The organism is Paraburkholderia megapolitana, assembly GCF_007556815.1.
GTDB classification, from domain to species: domain Bacteria; phylum Pseudomonadota; class Gammaproteobacteria; order Burkholderiales; family Burkholderiaceae; genus Paraburkholderia; species Paraburkholderia megapolitana.
This window is the reverse complement of sequence record NZ_CP041743.1, coordinates 2,230,520-2,247,309: the sequence shown is the minus strand read 5'-3', so window position 1 is coordinate 2,247,309 and position 16,790 is coordinate 2,230,520. Positions and strand designations below refer to the sequence as shown.

Here is a 16,790-nt window from a genome sequence, read left to right as displayed (position 1 = left end):
TCAGTTGCGCGCGAAGTTGCGACGGAACGACCGCGCAATGCGCGCTTCCGCCCGGTTGAAGACGCGGTTCGAGATGCCGGTCATCAGCAGGTACAACGCGCCGCCCGCGCAGAAGAACACGAAATACTGATGCGTCGAGCCGGCCGCGACCTGGCTCTGGCGCAGCAACTCGGCAAGACCGGTCACGGAGATCAGCGCCGAATCTTTGAGGCTCAGTTGCCATACGTTGCCGATGCCCGGCAACGCGAAACGGAGGATCTGCGGAATCAGGATGCGGCGCGCCATCGTGAAGGTCGGCATGCCGATCGCGCGTGCCGCTTCGAGTTCGCCGCGCGACACCGCGAGCACAGCGGCACGATACACCTCGGCCTGATACGCACCGGAGATCATCCCCACCGCAAGCGCGCCGATCACAAACGGCGGCACACCGACGAAACCTTCGGCACCGAACCACTGGCCGATCGTGGTGACGAGCGTCGAGCCGCCGAAGTAGAGCAGATAAATGACGAGCAGTTCGGGGACACCGCGAAACACCGTCGTGTACAGATCGCCGAGCACGCGCGCGGCGCGAAAGCGCGACAGTTTCGCGGCGGCGATCAGCGCACCGAACACCGCGCCGACTGCCAGTGCGGCGAGCGTCAACGCGACCGTCATCAGTGCGGCGAGCAGCAGCACGCCGCCCCAGCCGTCCGGCCCGAAACCGAGTATCTCGATCAGAGTCATGCGTGCGTCTCCTTCACTGCGTCATGTCGACCTGCTGTTACTACGACTGCAACCACGTGCGGTGCAATGTCTCACGACATCAAGCCATCAAGGCGTCACGTCAGTCTTGAACCACTTTTCCGACAGCTTCTTGACGGTGCCGTCGGCCATCGCCGCCGCAATCGCCGTATCGAACTTCGTCCGCAGATCGCCATCCTGCTTGCGGAACGCGAGCCCTTCGCCCGGGCCCCAGATCGGACCGCCGATCTTCGGTCCAGCCAGCACGATCGACGACGTCTCTTTCTTGTCGAGATTCGCTGCGTAGTAAGTCACGTCGTCGAACGATGCATCGATGCGGCCCGCGGCCAGATCGAGATCGCGCTCAGGCGAAGTCTTGTAGACGCGGATCGTCGCGACGTCCTTGAAGTTGTCGTTGATGAACTTCGTATAGACAGTGCCCGACTGGATACCGATCGACTTGCCCTTCAGTTGCTTGCGCAACGGATCGACGGTGGCCTGGTCGGTTTTCGGGTCGCCGGTCAGCTTGACCTGCGGCGCACCGGCCGCGGCCTTGGGCAGCACCTTCGTATCGGCGACGGCGAACGTAGCGGGCGTGGCTGCATACGGCCGCGAGAACGCAATGATCTTTTCGCGCTCGGGCGTGATCGAGATCGCGTCCATCAGCACGTCGAACTTGCCGGCCTGCAAGCCAGGAATCATGCCGTCCCAGTCCTGCGCGACCAGATTGCATTGCAGCTGGATGCGCGCACACAGGTTCGCGACCAGTTCCGGTTCGAAGCCGCCGAGCTTGCCGCCCGGCAAGGTCAGGTTCCACGGCGCGTAGCCGCCTTCGAGTGCGATCGTCACCGTCTTCCAGTCTTTCGCGTGCACAGGTGCCGCGAGTACCGCCGAGGCGCCGAGTACGACGCCGATCAATGCCTTTGCCAACGTGCTGCGCTTGCCCATTGCGAATCTCCGTGATTGAGGTTGCCGGCAGCCGGCTCGACGATCGCTCGCCCCCAGCTAATTTGACTAGACAAGCTTGCCCGAGTAAAAAAAACGCCGCAAGGAGAAATCTCGAAAAAATGGATTTCGTCCGGGTAAGCCCTATAAACAAGGGGTTTAGCAGAGGATTTCAGATCGGCTGGATGAGTCTGGCCGGTGCAGGCGTGCGCTGCGATGGTGCGTTTTGTCTAGACAGGTTCGTGCAAGGTGCAAAGCACGGCCCGGGCAACGCCACGGGAGGTTCGGAGCCGACCCGGCTACCAGACGCCGGGAACGAAGCGGTACCGCACCCGGGCGGCATAGGCCGCATAGCCGTCGAGTTGTTCCGCCAGCATACGTTCCTCGAGCACCGCCCGGTAACCGAGCGCCGCCACGAGCAACGGCACACACGCCAGCCCCCACCACGAGCCGAGCAACAGTGGCGTGCCGACGAAAAACGGAATGGTGGCGGCATACATCGGATGGCGCACATGCGCGTAAGGGCCGGTATCGGCGACCTTGTGACCGCGCTCGGTCTGGAGCTTCACGACGGGCGCGGCATAGCTGTTGGCGCGAAACACCGAACGCGTAGCAATGACGCAAACGGCGATGCCGAGCGCACCGATAACATTTATCCACACCGGCACCGCCGACCACCGCCAGCGCTGCGCATCGAACGCAATCAGGACGAGCCACACAGGCCATACGATCGCGACGCTCGACATGAAGAACCGGTCCCAGCGGCTCTGCTGCTTCTGCACGATATTACCGAGCCGCTCGGCGAGCAGCGCCGGATCATGCCGTGCGAGCCACAGGCCAAGCCACACGCTGAGTGCGCCGAGTTCCAGCAGATAGCACCAGGCGCCTGGCCATGCGAGCGTACCGGCCGCACCGAACATCAGCACGCCCATGCCGACGAGGAAAACGAATGTCTGCGTAAACATCCGGACGATCATCGATCACACTCCCGCCGCGAGATTGTTGACGCGCTCATAGATCGACGCCACGTCGATGTCGCCGGGATCGAGGCCGAACGCGTCGCGCAGGCAGGTCTCCAGTTCGCGGGCGCTGCCGAGTGTGCGTTCGCTGCCGCGGCCATCTTTCGATCGTTCGGTGAAGCGGTCGTTAAACAGCGTCAGCCGGCCGTGCGGCTGTACCCGGCACACCACCAGTTGAGTGACGAAAAGCGATTCGGGAAAGGTCGACGTGTACCAGTTCGCCGTTTCGTAGTCGATCCACTCGGCGCGCTGCAAGTCGAAACGATAGATCTTCATCCACGCATCGCCGGAACGCAGTTCGAGATCGAAAGCGCCGTTCGGCGCGTCGCTAACACGCAGCGCTTCGTGCGACGTCTGCTGCGTTTGCCCCGCTATCAGCCGCAGCGGCTCGGTGAGCGTGACCACGCCGAAGCCGACATCGGCGATCCACGGGCCGTCGTCGAGATCGATGCGCACCAGCATGTGCATGCGCGCCGTGACCGCATCGGGCTCGCGGCCCCACAGCACGCGCGCGATCAACGGTGTGACGCGAAAGCCGAGTTGCATCAGCACGCGGGCAAACAGCCCGTTCTGCTCGAAGCAGTAGCCGCCGCGCCGACGCGCGACCAGCTTGCTCACGATCGAAGCCGGATCGAGCAGCACGCGGCGCCCGGTGAGCGGATCGAGATTCTCGAACGGGATCGTATAGGCGTGCAGGCGCTGCAGTTCGCGCAACACGTCGAGCGTCGGTGTGCGCGGACCGGTGTAGCCGATGCGGGAAAAGTAACGGTCGAGATCGAGCGTAAACGACATCGTGGCGGTCCTCTTTTGCCCCGGCGCGGGACGCACCGGTTGGCAGCGATCCATCATAGCGCCGGGACGCAGCGAGCAAGCGCACTGCGCTCCGGACAACCCATATGAAGGCATAACGAAAGCATTACGACAGCGAAAAACAAGCTAAAAGATTACACCCCGTAAAGTAGATGCGAATCGTTCTCATTTATGTTGACGGGCATATTCCCCCTGCGTACGATGGCGCCAATCGCCGCATCGGACGTCGCGAACCCGGTACGGCCATCTACTGAATCGAGGCTTTCAAAGCCGCCGGCAAACTGTCGGGTTCAGTCATAAAACAACACCGAAGGGATTCACATGAAACTCGCCCTGTTCACTGGACACGCTGCGCCTGCACGTGTGCGTCCGGGTCCTGCGCGACGCTCGCTGCTGCATGCGCGGCCGCTGTCGTCGCTCCGCAAGATCGCGCTGTATGTCGCGTTTGCGTGCACGGCGTTGACGGCTCACGCCGCGTTCGCCGAAGCGAATCCGGACGCCACGCCCGAAGCCCCCGAGGCCGACCTGAACATCAAGGCGCAGCAAACCAGCCAGTGGACCGGCACGTGGTCCCGCCAGACCCTGCTCGGCGACATCGGCGGTCTGCGGCCGTGGCTCGGCAAGTACGGCGTGACGTTCGCGCTGACCGAAACCAGCGAATACCTCGCGAACCTGCGCGGCGGCCTGCACACCGGCGGCGACTACGACGGCCTCACGACCGCCACGGTCCAGGTCGACACGCAGAAAGCATTTGGTTTGCCGGGCGGTCTTTTCAACGTCAGTGCGCTGAATATTCACGGGCAGAACCTGAGCGCCAACAAGCTCGGTACGCTGAACACCGCATCCGGTATCGAGGCGCAGGACACGACGCGGCTCTGGGAGCTGTGGTACCAGCAGTCGTTCCTGAACAAACGTATCGACGTCAAGGTCGGTCAGCAAAGTATCGATCAGGAATTCATCACCAGTCAGTACGCGTCGCTGTTCGTCAATACGATGTTCGGCTGGCCTGCGCTGCCGTCGTACGACATGCCGTCGGGTGGCCCCGCGTATCCGCTCGCCGATCTCGGCGTGCGCGTGCGCGGCCAGATCACGCCGTCGCTGACCGCGCTCGCGGGCGTGTTCGACGGCGATCCGCTCGGCAACAATCCGAACAACATCAGCGGGACGAACTTCAATCTGCATAACGGCGCGCTGTATATCGGCGAGCTGCAGTACTCGATCAACCAGCCGGCGGACGGCGAGATGGTCGGTACTGGCTCGAAGGCGCTGCCCGGTACCTACAAGCTCGGCATCTGGTACAACAACGAAAGCTTCGCCGACCAGCATCTCGACAATACCGGCCTGTCGCTCGCCAACCCGGCATCGACCGGCATCGCGAGCCAGCATCACGGTAACTACAGCATCTATGCGGTCGCGGACCAGATGATCTGGCGCCCGGACCCCGACGAGCCGCGCAGCATCGGCGTGTTCGCACGCGTGATGGGCGCACCGGGCGACCGCAACCTCGTGAGCCTCGCCGCCAACGTCGGCATCGTGATGAAAGCGCCGTTCGCCGGTCGCGACAACGACAGCGTCGGTCTCGCGGCAACCTTCATCAAGGTCGGCAACGGCATTCACGACCTCGACCAGGACACGCTCGCAGCGAGCGGCGGACCTTACGGCGTACGTACCAGCGAAACCACGCTCGAAGCGACCTATCAATACCAGGTCAACCCGTGGTGGCAGGTCCAGGGCGACGCGCAATACACGTTCAACGCCGGTGCCGGTCAGAACCCGAGCGACCCGACGCAGCCGCTACGCAACACGTTTGTTGTCGGCGTGCGCACTAACATTACGTTCTAAGCGCCCTTTGGTCGCCATGATTTATCACGCACTTACGCTTCGATCATGACCGCATTTAACGCTTTGTGCGCAGGCACGGAGACTCATATGAAACATCTCACGCGCAAGCTTTCGTCGCGCTCCGCCCGCACTGTTCTCGCTCTCGCGACCGGTGCAGTTGTGTTCGCCACCGCTGCCACCGCGTACGCAGAACCGCAGGGCTTCCTCGAAACCCTGCATCACCATACGACGCTGATCAACACGGTGCCCGACAACGGCGATCAGAACCCGTACGCGCTCGTCGTCGCGCCGGTCTCGGCGGGTACCGTGAAACAGGGCGATGTGCTGGTCGACAACTTCAATAACTCGACCAACCTGCAAGGCACCGGCAGCACGATCGTCGACTATCACCCCGACACGAAGCAGATGACGCTGTTCGCGACGATCCCGCGCGACCTGAAGGATTGCCCGGGCGGCATCGGCCTGTCTACCGCGATGACAATGCTGAAGTCCGGCTGGGTGATCGTCGGCAGCACGCCGAGCAACGACGGCACCACCGGCACAAAAGGCGCCGGCTGCCTGATCGTGCTCGACAGCCAGGGCAAGATCGCATCGACCATCGCCAGCCCCAATATCAACGACCCATGGGGCAACATGGCCGTCGTCGACAACGGCACGAGCGCGACGCTGTTCGTCAGCAATGCGGGCTTCGGCGTCGGCGCCGCGACCGGTAATCCGCCGGTCTTCAAGCAGGCCACCGTGCTGCGTCTCGACCTCGATATTCCGCAAGGCAAGGCGCCAGTCGTGAAGAAGGAAACCGTGGTCGGCAGCGGCTTCGGCGCGCAGGCCGATAAGGGCGTGTTCCTCGTCGGGCCGACCGGGCTCGCGTTGTCGGCGGATCAGAAACTGCTGTACGTGTCCGACGCAATCGGCAACCGCGTCAACGAAATCGACGATCCGATGACACGCGACACCAGTGCGGGCGTCGGCCGTCAGCTCACCGCCGATGGCCTGCTGCACCGTCCGCTCGCGATGGTCACCGCGCCGAACGGCCACCTGCTCGTCACGAACGCGTTGAACGGTCAGGTCGTCGAGATCGATCCGGCGAGCGGCAAGCAGCTCTACGCACGCTGGATCGACACCGACAAGGCACAATCGCCGCCTGGCAACGGCGACCTGTTCGGCATCGTGATGACACCCGAAGGCGACGGTTTCTATTTTGTGCAGGACGACGTGAACACGCTGGTACTGGCGAAGTAATCATGGCAAACGACTCCTCTCCCCCCTCACGGCCCGCGCGACGCGGTTTTCTGAAGGCAGGCGCGGCGACCGTCGCGGCCGGTGCGAGTCTCGGCACCGTAGGGGTCGCGCAGGCGGCGGCTCAAGCGGCGCTCGGCAAGACGCATGCGGACGATCCGCAACTGGCGGTCGAGCCGTTCTTCGCGCCGCATCAAGGCGGCATCGTCACGCCGCAGCAGAGCCATACGTACGTCGTAGCGCTCGATCTGACGACCGAAAAACGCGACGACCTGATCGGCCTGCTGCGCACATGGACCGACGCCGCTGCGCGCATGACGCAAGGCTCGCCCGCCGCATCGCTGCAAACCGCCGACGACAAATCCGCGCCCGATTCCGGCGACGTACTCGGCCTCGGCGCCGCCGGCCTGACGATCACGTTCGGTTTCGGCCCAGGGCTCTTCACGCACGAAGGCAAGGATCGCTACGGCCTCGCCTCGCGCCGCCCCGCCGCGCTCGTCGATCTGCCGCGCTTTAACGGCGATCAATTGGTGGCGGAGAAAACCGGCGGCGACCTGTTCATCCAGGCCTGCGCCAACGATGCGCAGGTTGCATTCCACGCGGCGCGGCAACTGGCGCGCCAGGCCTACGGCATCGCGCAGATGCGCTGGGGCCAGGCAGGTTTCCTGTCCGGTCCGCGCGGACAGACGCCGCGCAACCTGATGGGCTTCAAGGACGGCACCAACAATCCATCGACGCAAAGCGCGCCGCTGATGAACGAGTTCGTCTGGGCCACCTCTGCCGATACACCGTGGATGCAAGGCGGCACCTACACGGTCGTGCGCCGTATTCGCATCACGCTCGAACACTGGGACCAGATGGAACTCGGGTTTCAGGAGCAGGTGTTCGGCCGGCACAAATACAGCGGCGCGCCGATCGGCCAGAAGAACGAATTCGATGCAGTCAATCTCGACGCGCAGGACAAGGACGGCAACAACGTGATCCCCGACAACTCGCACGTGCGGCTGTCGAATCACGCCTCGAACAACGGCGCGCAGATTCTGCGGCGCTCGTACTCGTACAACGACGGCACGAACTTCTACATCGAGCGCTGGCCGCCATGGCGCCAGGAAACCGAATACGACGCCGGGCTGATCTTCATCGCGCACCAGAGCGATCCGCGTACCGGTTTCATCCCGATCAACGAGAAGCTCTCGAAGTTCGATCTGATGAACCAGTTCACGACGCATATCGGCAGCGCGGTGTTTGCGTGTCCGCCGGGCGCGCGCCAGGGGTCGTTTATCGGCGCGGGACTGTTCGAGACCTGAGCGCACGCGCAACCCTACGAACCGACACCATCATCTGAATCTGAAGAAGGAACGCTACGACCATGACTCACTCCTCGTTTGGCACTCGCCTGCGTGTGCTCGGCGCCGCCGCCAGTCTGACGCTTGCTGCCGTCGGCGCATTGCCGCTGTCCGCGCATGCCGCGTCGATCGTGCTGTACAACGCGCAGCACGAACAGGTCGTCAACATGCTGGCGAAGGACTTCGAAAAGGAATCGGGCATCTCGGTGAAGATCCGCAGCGGCGAAGGTCCGGCGCTCGCCGCGCAGATCGTCGCGGAAGGCACGGCGTCGCCGGCCGATGTGTACTTCACGGAGAATTCGCCGGAGCTGATGCTGCTCGAAGAAAAGGGGCTACTCGGCAAGATCGATCCGGCGACGCTCGCGACGATTCCCGCACGCTACAGCTCGCCGACCGGCGCATGGGTCGGCGTCACGGCGCGTGAAAACGTGCTCGCGTACAACACGACGAAGGTTCAGCCCGCGCAGTTGCCGCAGTCGCTGTTCGATCTCGCGAAGCCCGAGTGGAAAGGCAAGGTCGGCATCGCACCGAGCGACGGCGACTTCCTGCCGCTCGTGAGCGCCGTGCTCGCACTGAAGGGCGAAGCGCAAACGGTACAGTGGCTCAAAGGCCTGAAAGCAAACTCGCAGATCTTCGACGACGACGAAGGCGTGGTGGCTGCCGTTAATCGTGGCGCGGTTGCGACCGGCATTATCAATAACTACTACTGGGCCCGTCTGCACGCCGAGATCGGCGACAAGGGAACCCGCAGCGCGATTTATCACTTTGGTCATGGCGATGCGGGCGCGCTCGTCAATGTGTCGGGTGCGGCCGTGCTGAAATCCGCGCACAACGCGGACGGTGCGCAGAAATTCATCGCGTATCTGGTTAGCGAACGCGCGCAGGATCTGGTCGCGAAGAGCCACGTCGAGTTCGAGTATCCGTTGCATGCAGGCGTTGCACCGGACCCGATCCTCAAACCTTTCACCGAGTTGAGCCCGCCCGCCCTGACGATCGAGCAACTCGGCGACGACAGCCAGGCCGGCAAGCTGCTGCGCCAGGCCGGTTTGCTGTAAATGAGCGACGCCGCGTCGGCCGGCATCCCGGCCGTCGAACCACCGGTCGCGGCGCGCAGTCGCGCGCGGGCACCGCGCGGTCTGTTCGCGGCAGCGGCACTCAGCGCATTGCTGGTGCTGCTGCCGATTGCGTTTACGTTCTGGCGCGCAGCAAGCTTCGGGCTCTCCGATGCCATCGATCTCGTGTTCCGGCCGCTCGTCGGCGAACTGCTAGTCAACACGCTGCTGATTACCGTATCGGCAACGCTTGCTTCTGCCGTGATCGGTACGGCGGTGGCGTGGTTCGTCGAACGTACGCGTCTGCCTGGGCGTCGTCTCTGGGCCGTGCTGAGCGCAGCGCCGCTCGCGATGCCCGCGTTCATCACGAGCTATGCGTGGGTGTCGTTCAGCCTCGATCTACAGGATTTCGCGGGGGCGCTGCTCGTCATCACGTCCGCGTATTTTCCGCTCGTGTACCTGCCCGTTGCCGCCGCGTTGCGCAACATGGACCCTGCCCTCGAAGAGAGCGCACGCGCGCTTGGTTGCGGTCGCGTCGCTACGTTCATGCGCGTCGTGCTGCCGCAGTTACGGCCCGCGTTGCTCGGCGGCACGCTGCTCGTCGCGCTGGGCGTGCTCTCCGAATTCGGCGCGTTCACGCTGCTGCGCTTTCGCACCTTCACCACTGAGATCTACGCCGAGTACCGCACCAGTTTCGACGGCGGCGGTGCGTCGGTGCTCGCGTGTCTGCTGATCGCGATGTGTCTCGTGTGTCTTGCCGGCGAATTTCGTGTGCGCGGTGCGGCGCGCTATGAGCGCGTCGATCGCGGTGCTCGGCGCGCCGTATTGCGCTATGACCTTGGCGCGTGGCGCTGGCTCGTCGTCGCCGGTTTCGCGGCTCTTGCGATCGCTACGCTCGGTGTGCCGCTCGGCATGATCGGCTTCTGGCTCACGCAGCCGGGCGCCGCCGCCGTGACGCCCGCCGATGTCTCGCCCGAACTGCTGTTCAACGCGACGATGTCGTCGCTGGGCTTCGGGCTTGCCGCGGCGGTGCTGACCACCGTGCTCGTGATCCCGCTCGCGTTTCTGCTGGTGCGCTTCCCTGGCCGTCTCGCGACGCTGTTCGAACGCACCGTGTTCATCGCGCAAGGCGTGCCCGGTCTCGTGATCGCGCTCGCCATCGTGTCGCTCGCCGTGCATGCGTTGCAGCCGCTCTATCAAAGCGCGGCGCTGCTCGTGATCGCGTACGCGATCCTGTTCCTGCCGCTCGCGCTCGTTAGTGTGCGTGCCGCATTGATGCAGGCGCAGCCACGGCTCGAAGAAACGGCGCGGGCGCTGGGTCTCGGCTGGGCGCAGACGGTATTGCGTGTGCTGCTGCCGCTGGCAGGTCCTGGTCTTGGCGCGGCGGCTGCGATGGTGTTCATCTCGGTGGTCACCGAACTCAACGCAACACTGCTGCTCTCGCCCATCGATACCCACACGCTCGCCACCCAGGTCTGGTCCGATACGTCGACGATGGCGTTCGCTGCCGCCGCACCGTATGCCGCGTTGCTGACCGGCATTTCGCTGTGCGCATCGGGGCTGCTGTTTACACTGCTTGGTCGCTCGGCGCTGCTGGGCGAACGCTCATGAGCGCTTGCATGAGCGTGTGAACGTATGAGCGCATGAGCGATATCGGGCCTTCTGCAATTTGATCGGATTCACATGAGCGAACTTCGTATCCGCGGACTGCGTAAATCGTTCGACGGTCACCCGGTGCTGCACGGCATCGATCTGTCCGTCGAACGCGGCACGCTGCTCGCGCTGCTCGGCCCTTCGGGCAGCGGCAAGACCACGTTACTGCGTGTGCTGTGCGGCTTCGAACGCGCGGACGGCGGCACCGTCGAGATCGACGGTAGACGTGTGGTCGGCGACGGTCTGCATCTGCCGTCCGAACAACGGCGCGTGGGCTATGTGCCGCAGGAAGGCGCGCTGTTTCCGCATCTGTCGGTGGCGGACAACATCGTGTTCGGTTTGCCGCGCGCACAGCGGCGTGCGCGACATCGTGTGGCCGAACTGCTCGAACTGGTCGGCCTGCCCGCTTCGTTCGCGACGCGCGCGCCGCAACAGCTTTCGGGCGGTCAGCAACAACGTGTTGCGCTGGCCCGCGCGCTCGCTCCAGCGCCGACGCTCGTGATGCTCGACGAGCCGTTTTCTTCGCTCGATGCCGCGCTGCGCCTCGAAACTCGTCAGGCCGTTGCGCATGCGCTTGCCGCGGCAGGCGCGACTGCGGTGCTCGTGACACACGATCAGTCGGAGGCGCTGTCGATGGGGCACGAAGTGGCTGTGCTTTGGCGCGGCAAGCTGATCCAGACCGCTACGCCGCAAACGCTTTACCGGCAGCCGGTGACGCGCGAGCTGGCCTCGTTCGTCGGCGAAGCGGTGTTGCTTGCCGGCGATGCACGCGGCGGTAGTGCAACCTGCGAGCTGGGTACGCTGCCGCTGTCCGTGCCGGTCGCCGACGGTGCCGTCGATGTGATGGTGCGGCCCGAGCAGATCCGCGTACTGCATGCGCATGAGGCCGCGCCGAGCGGTGCGCCAAGCTTCGACGCTATCGTGCGGGATGTGGTGTTTCAGGGGCAGGACGCCGCGGTGACGCTGCAGATGCAGTCGGCCGCGCACACCGTCGTGCGTGCGCGTGTGCCGGGGTATCGTAGTCCGCAGTTGGGTGAGCGGGTCACGCTTACTGTTGATGGGGACGCGACGGCGTATCCGCGCGGTTGATCTCGTATCCGGTGCACTGATCGTGCTAATTCACACCAGCAGGTTGTCGCGCAACGCGGTTTCGTGAGTCGCGCGAGCGCGGATGTCTGCACAGTTGATCTCGCCTCCAGTTCGTCGCACTTGCAGCTTCACATCGGCAAGTTGTCGCGCGACGCAGTCTCCTGCGCCGGCTGAGCACGCGTCTGCGCGCGCACCGCGAGATCCTGCACCATCTGCGCAGCCAGATAATCGCAGGTCGGTCGATCCGATTTCGCACTGCGCGCAACAACGATTTCAAGCGGCTCGATAAACGGCAAGCCCTGCGCTTCACCGAGAATGGCGAGCCGCGCCGGCACGCTGCAGCGCGCGAGCGCAATCACCGCCAGACCCGCATCGACGGTCGCGACCAGACCGAGCAGGCTCGCGCTGCTGTACGCGGCGCGATAGCGGATCTTCGCGGTATCGAGCGCGGCGAGCGTATGCAGACGCGCGACGCAACCGGGCTCGTACAGCCCGACCGGCAGCGGCGAGGCAGCAAGCACAGCCGGTTCATCGGATGAACCCACCCACACCATCGGTTCGCTGCGCACGAATTCGCCGTGCAGCTTGCGGTCGCGCGTGACGAACGCCAGATCGATCTTGTTGTCGGCCAGCATCGGCGCAAGCGCCGTGCTCTGCGCGCAGACGATCTCGATCTCGACGTGCGGATAGAGATTCGAGAACCGCCGCAACACCGGCGACAGCAACGACGACACATAGTCGTCCGGCGCACCGAGCACGACGCGCCCCGTCACTTCGGGCCGCACGATCGCAGCCCATGCCTCCTGATGCAGATCGATCACGCGGCGCGCGTATTCGAGCAATGTATTGCCCGGCCGCGTCAGTGCGAGATTGCGGGTGTCGCGCGCGAACAGCGTCGTGCCGAGCATCCGTTCGAGCCGCTTGATCTGCATGCTCACTGCCGCCTGCGACCGGTGCACCGCCACCGATGCCTTCGTGAAACTCCCCGTTTCCACTACGGCGACGAAGGTGCGCAGCAAATCGATGTCGAATTCAGGGTGCATGATTTATCAATCCAGCTTATGGAATTTCTAAATTTAATTCGTTTGTCGGCGGCTTACAAGTCACGGATACTCGATCGGTCTATCGTTGCGGAGTCGCGTTTCCATGTCTTTCACCGAGCGCCAGCAAGGCGCCATCACGCTTGCCAGCGGCGGGCTGCTGATGGGCACGATCGGCGTGTTCGTCGAAGAAGCGCGGCTCGATGCGCTGTCGATGGTGTTCTTTCGCTGCCTGTTCGGCTTCTTCGCACTGGCCGCTTACTGCGCGTGGAAGGGCTTCTTCGCGCGCCGCCATTTCACGCGGCGTACCGTCGTGCTGGCGGTGGTGTCGGGCGTGCTGATGGTCACGCAGTGGGTCGGTTTCTTCGACGCGATCCATCGCACGAGTATCGCGGTCGCGACCGTCGTGTTTCATGTGCAGCCGTTCTGGGTCGTACTGATCGGCGCGGCGCTGTTTCACGAACGGCTTGGTATCGACCGGCTTGGGTGGATCTCGGCGGCGTTCGTCGGGCTGGTTCTTGCGTCGGGTGTGGTCACGAGCGGGAATCTGCAGGGCCATTCGAGTTATCTGATCGGGATCGGCGAAGCGCTCGCGGGCTCCGTGCTGTATGCAAGCGTGACGCTGATCGCGAAGAGCCTCGGCGATCTGCGCCCGCATCTGCTGACGCTCGCGCAGTGCCTCGTTGGAGTGGTCTGCCTGCCGTTCATCGCACCGCTCGGCGCCGTGCATATCGGGCCGCAGCAGTGGTTCTGGCTCGTCGGCATGGGCGTGCTGCATACCGGGCTGTCGTATGTGCTGATCTACGGGGCGTTGCCCAAGCTGACCACGCCCGTGATCGCCGTTCTGTTGTTCGTCTATCCGCTAACTGCAATCGCCGTCGATGCGCTCGTCTACGGCCGCGCGCTGTCGGTGCCGCAACTCGCGGGCATGGCGCTGATCGTGGTGTCGAGCCTCGGCGTCAATCTTGGCTGGCCGCTCGTGAGTGTTGTACGGCATGGCTGGCGGGTGCGGCGACCGGCGGAGTAACAACCTTCCCACGCCCCCCGCACCACCAATCCGCCGGCCGCTGCTCCCACAAGGACCAGCGGTCTTTCTCCGTTTAAGGTCCCAAACCGCCTTGACATGTGACCAAATGGTCACCTATTATCCGCTCCATGGACGACGTATTCAGAGCCCTTTCCGACTCGACCCGCCGCAGCCTGCTCGATGAGCTGTTCAAGCAAGACGGGCAGACATTGAGCGCGCTCGAAGCGCGCTTGCCGATGACACGCTTCGGCGTCATGAAGCATTTGAAAGTGCTCGAAGAAGCAGGACTTGTCGTGAGCCGGAAAAAAGGACGCGAGAAGCTGCATTTTCTGAATGCGGTCCCCATCCGGCTCATCCATGACCGCTGGGTAAGCAAGTACGCAGAGCCGTGGGTGACGGCGCTGAGCGACCTGAAAGACGAACTGGAGAAGACAATGGAAAAGGTTTACGAGATCTATATCAAGACGACGCCCGAGCGTCTGTGGGAAGCCATTACGCGCACTGACCTGCGTGCCAAATACACGTTCGGCCTGCAGACATTATCGGACTACACGCCGGGTTCGCGCCACGAAGCGCGGCCGCCAGCGCCGGCCGGCGCGAGCCGCTCGGACATGCCGATCATTGCGGAAGGCGAGAATCTCGAAGTCGATCCGCCGCGGCGTCTCGTGCAGAGTTTTCGTGCGCTGTGGAGCGACCAGGCGAAGGCCGAAGGTACGTCGCGTGTGACCTGGCAGATCGAGCCGGTCGGCGATTCGTGCAGGCTCACCGTCACGCATGACCAGATGCGCGAAGGGGCATGCGAAGAACTCTATGGCGGCTGGCCGATGGTGCTGTCCGGTCTCAAGACGTTGCTGGAAACCGGGCAGTTGCTGACTACGCCGGGCTCGCTGGCTTATATGCCGGACGGACCGCAAAGCTGCATCTGACGCACTGGCCGATACGGGGATGGCTATGTCATCCCCGTGCGTCCGCTCGTCGTCCTGGTAGCCCTGCATGACCTGGTAACCCTTCCTGCACAGTTCGCCGGTTGCAACGACCGGCACGATGTCCCCCCACATCCACGAGCTTGATCTCCCGATGACGCGGACTCCGTCCGACCATCGTCGCACGCTTGTCGAAAGCGCATCTGCGTCGGAGAGGCTCGGCACTTCCACAACGAATCCCACGTTATTGACGATATTTCGATGCGTCAGCGCAGCGCCTTAGCGGCGGCCGCTCGTGCCGCCTATGAACTGAATATTGGACAAATTTCATCACTATTCGTGTTTCACGACAGATGAATTCGCGTTGTGCTTCTTTATCCATAACGCCGATGCCCTCAGCATGCACCCATGTCCCGAAACGCAGAATTGCGCGACGCCTCTATCGCGCGAACCACAGGAATGTCTCACTGATGCATCAGAACTCCCTCAGTGCTTCCGCGGCAGTGCCGCGTTCCGCACGCGCAAAAATGCTTGTGCTGATTGCGGTCATTCTGGCCTGCATTAGCCTGCCTTTGAGTCTTTCGGCAGGTCCCGCGGCTCAAACCTTCATTAGCCGTGATCTTGCGGGAGGGACCGTTGCCCTTTCCTGGATCACCAATGCCTTCATGCTGGCTTGCGGCAGTACCCTGATGGTGGCGGGTGCGCTTGCCGATCACTATGGCCGCAAGAAGATCTTCTTTGTCGGCATGCTGGTCATGACGCTCGTTTCGCTTGCCATGCCGTTTGCGCCAAGCGTTTTGTGGCTTGATTTCCTGCGTGTGCCGCATGGTCTTGCGGCCGCGTGCGCCTATGCGGGCGGCGTCTCAATGCTGGCGCAAGAGTTTGAAGGTCCCGCGCGCGTCAGGATTTTTAGTCTTATCGGCATTGCGTTCGGCGCGGGCCTTGCCTTTGGCCCGACGCTGGCCGGCAGCCTGATCGCTCTTTTTAACTGGCATGCAGTCTTTCTCGGCAGCGCAGTGATCAGTTCGATTGCTCTTCTGCTGTGCATTTTCTACATGAAGGACAGCAAGAACCCTGCGACGCATAGCCTCGACTGGCTAGGTGCCGGCACCTTCACGCTCATGCTCACGCTCTTCACCTTTGCCGTGATTGAAGCCCCCGTGCATGGCTGGACGAGTTCGCTGGTTCTGGGTCTCTTTCTGTCGAGCGGTGTGGCGCTTGTCGTGTTTGTTGCGATCGAGTTGAAAGTCCCGAACCCGATGCTCGATCTCAGTCTGTTCCGCTATCCGCGCTTTGTGGGCGCACAGCTTTTGCCGCTCGCGACCGCGTACTCCTATATCGCGCTACTCGTTATCCTGCCGCTACGTTTTATCGGAATTGAAGGGCTCAGTCCCTTGGACGCCGGAATACTGATGCTTTATTTTTCTGCACCACTTCTATTCATTCCGTTTCTTTCGGCAATGCTCACCCGATTTTTTCCGGTTGGCATCCTCTCTGGTCTCGGTATGCTGATATCCGTCGCGGGACTTTTTCTGTTCACACAGGTGCCACTCGGGAATCACGGCATCCTGATGCGCGTCGATCTGCTTCTCATTGGTTTGGGTGCCGCTATTCCGTGGGGTTTGATGGACAACCTGGCCGTCAGTGTCGTGCCCAGCGACAAAGCCGGGATGGCTATCGGTATCTTTGGCGCTTTGCGCGTCTCGATCGATAGCACGGCGATGGCCATTGTGGGTTCATTGCTGGCGTTTTTCGCCCGGCAAACATTGACCGACTTCAAGCCTGATCAGAACCCGGACACGCTGACGTCAGGCGCTGCACAACTTGCTGCTGGAACGTTGGCGAAAGCCGGATCGATCCTTTCGAGCTTTGATCATGCACAACTGCTCCAGGCTTATGAGCTGGCGTTCCAGAAACTGCTCTGGGTCGCGATTATCCTGACCTTGATTGCTGCTGTTCTGGTCTTTGCGTTGCTTGGGCGGGTTCGTTCCGATCATGGCGAGCTTGCACGAGACAAGGATGACGAAGCAAATCACACCATTCCTGCACCGCTATCGGAAGAAGTGCCGGTGACGGTGGAATAGCGTT

At 63.0% G+C, this 16,790-nt stretch carries 14 protein-coding genes; 9 read left to right on the top strand and 5 right to left on the bottom strand.

What is annotated here, in order from left to right; all coding sequences use genetic code 11:
• The 4 genes from FNZ07_RS09525 to FNZ07_RS09510 all read right to left on the bottom strand — a co-directional run bounded on the left by FNZ07_RS09525 (position 1) and on the right by FNZ07_RS09510 (position 3,476).
• A complete protein-coding gene (locus FNZ07_RS09525) occupies positions 1–723 on the bottom strand; it encodes an ABC transporter permease (protein WP_091017715.1) in 723 nt (240 codons plus the stop codon).
• A gap of 87 nt (positions 724–810) precedes the next feature.
• Positions 811–1,668, bottom strand: a complete 858-nt coding sequence (locus FNZ07_RS09520; protein WP_091017713.1) for a transporter substrate-binding domain-containing protein — start codon at positions 1,666–1,668, stop codon at positions 811–813.
• 296 nt (positions 1,669–1,964) lie between these two features.
• On the bottom strand, positions 1,965–2,642 hold the full coding sequence (locus FNZ07_RS09515; RefSeq protein ID WP_091017710.1) for a methyltransferase family protein: 678 nt from the start codon (positions 2,640–2,642) through the stop codon (positions 1,965–1,967).
• A gap of 3 nt (positions 2,643–2,645) precedes the next feature.
• Positions 2,646–3,476 carry an arylamine N-acetyltransferase family protein gene (locus FNZ07_RS09510; RefSeq protein ID WP_091018194.1) on the bottom strand — a complete coding sequence of 277 codons (831 nt, stop codon included), beginning with the start codon at positions 3,474–3,476 and terminating at the stop codon, positions 2,646–2,648.
• A 339-nt stretch (positions 3,477–3,815) separates the two neighbouring features.
• On the opposite strand from FNZ07_RS09510, the gene FNZ07_RS09505 reads away from it, so the two are divergent.
• The 6 genes from FNZ07_RS09505 to FNZ07_RS09480 all read left to right on the top strand — a co-directional run bounded on the left by FNZ07_RS09505 (position 3,816) and on the right by FNZ07_RS09480 (position 11,712).
• Complete coding sequence (locus tag FNZ07_RS09505; RefSeq protein ID WP_091017708.1) at positions 3,816–5,336, top strand: carbohydrate porin; 1,521 nt, start codon at positions 3,816–3,818, stop codon at positions 5,334–5,336.
• An 87-nt stretch (positions 5,337–5,423) separates the two neighbouring features.
• Entirely contained in the window at positions 5,424–6,575 is a 1,152-nt protein-coding gene (locus FNZ07_RS09500; RefSeq protein ID WP_091017705.1) for an NHL repeat-containing protein, read from the top strand.
• Positions 6,576–6,577: 2 nt separating this feature from the next.
• Positions 6,578–7,879: an iron uptake transporter deferrochelatase/peroxidase subunit gene (efeB, locus tag FNZ07_RS09495; protein ID WP_091017703.1), complete on the top strand. Its 1,302-nt coding sequence runs from the start codon at positions 6,578–6,580 to the stop codon at positions 7,877–7,879.
• A gap of 62 nt (positions 7,880–7,941) precedes the next feature.
• Complete coding sequence (locus FNZ07_RS09490; RefSeq protein WP_091017701.1) at positions 7,942–8,973, top strand: iron ABC transporter substrate-binding protein; 1,032 nt, start codon at positions 7,942–7,944, stop codon at positions 8,971–8,973.
• Positions 8,974–10,581: an ABC transporter permease gene (locus FNZ07_RS09485; protein ID WP_091017699.1), complete on the top strand. Its 1,608-nt coding sequence runs from the start codon at positions 8,974–8,976 to the stop codon at positions 10,579–10,581.
• 72 nt (positions 10,582–10,653) lie between these two features.
• Positions 10,654–11,712 (top strand): ABC transporter ATP-binding protein, encoded by a 1,059-nt coding sequence (locus FNZ07_RS09480; RefSeq protein ID WP_091017697.1) that lies wholly within the window; start codon positions 10,654–10,656, stop codon positions 11,710–11,712.
• A 128-nt stretch (positions 11,713–11,840) separates the two neighbouring features.
• On the opposite strand, the gene FNZ07_RS09475 is transcribed toward FNZ07_RS09480, so the two are convergent.
• On the bottom strand, positions 11,841–12,755 hold the full coding sequence (locus FNZ07_RS09475) for a LysR substrate-binding domain-containing protein (RefSeq protein ID WP_091017695.1): 915 nt from the start codon (positions 12,753–12,755) through the stop codon (positions 11,841–11,843).
• A 103-nt stretch (positions 12,756–12,858) separates the two neighbouring features.
• On the opposite strand from FNZ07_RS09475, the gene FNZ07_RS09470 reads away from it, so the two are divergent.
• From FNZ07_RS09470 to FNZ07_RS09460, 3 genes are all read left to right on the top strand, one after another.
• Positions 12,859–13,779, top strand: coding sequence for a DMT family transporter (locus FNZ07_RS09470; RefSeq protein ID WP_091017693.1), 921 nt, complete (start codon positions 12,859–12,861; stop codon positions 13,777–13,779).
• A gap of 128 nt (positions 13,780–13,907) precedes the next feature.
• Entirely contained in the window at positions 13,908–14,705 is a 798-nt protein-coding gene (locus tag FNZ07_RS34370) for an ArsR/SmtB family transcription factor (RefSeq protein ID WP_091017690.1), read from the top strand.
• Positions 14,706–15,172: 467 nt separating this feature from the next.
• A complete protein-coding gene (locus FNZ07_RS09460) occupies positions 15,173–16,786 on the top strand; it encodes an MFS transporter (protein WP_091017688.1) in 1,614 nt (537 codons plus the stop codon).
• The last annotated feature ends 4 nt before the right edge of the window (positions 16,787–16,790 follow it).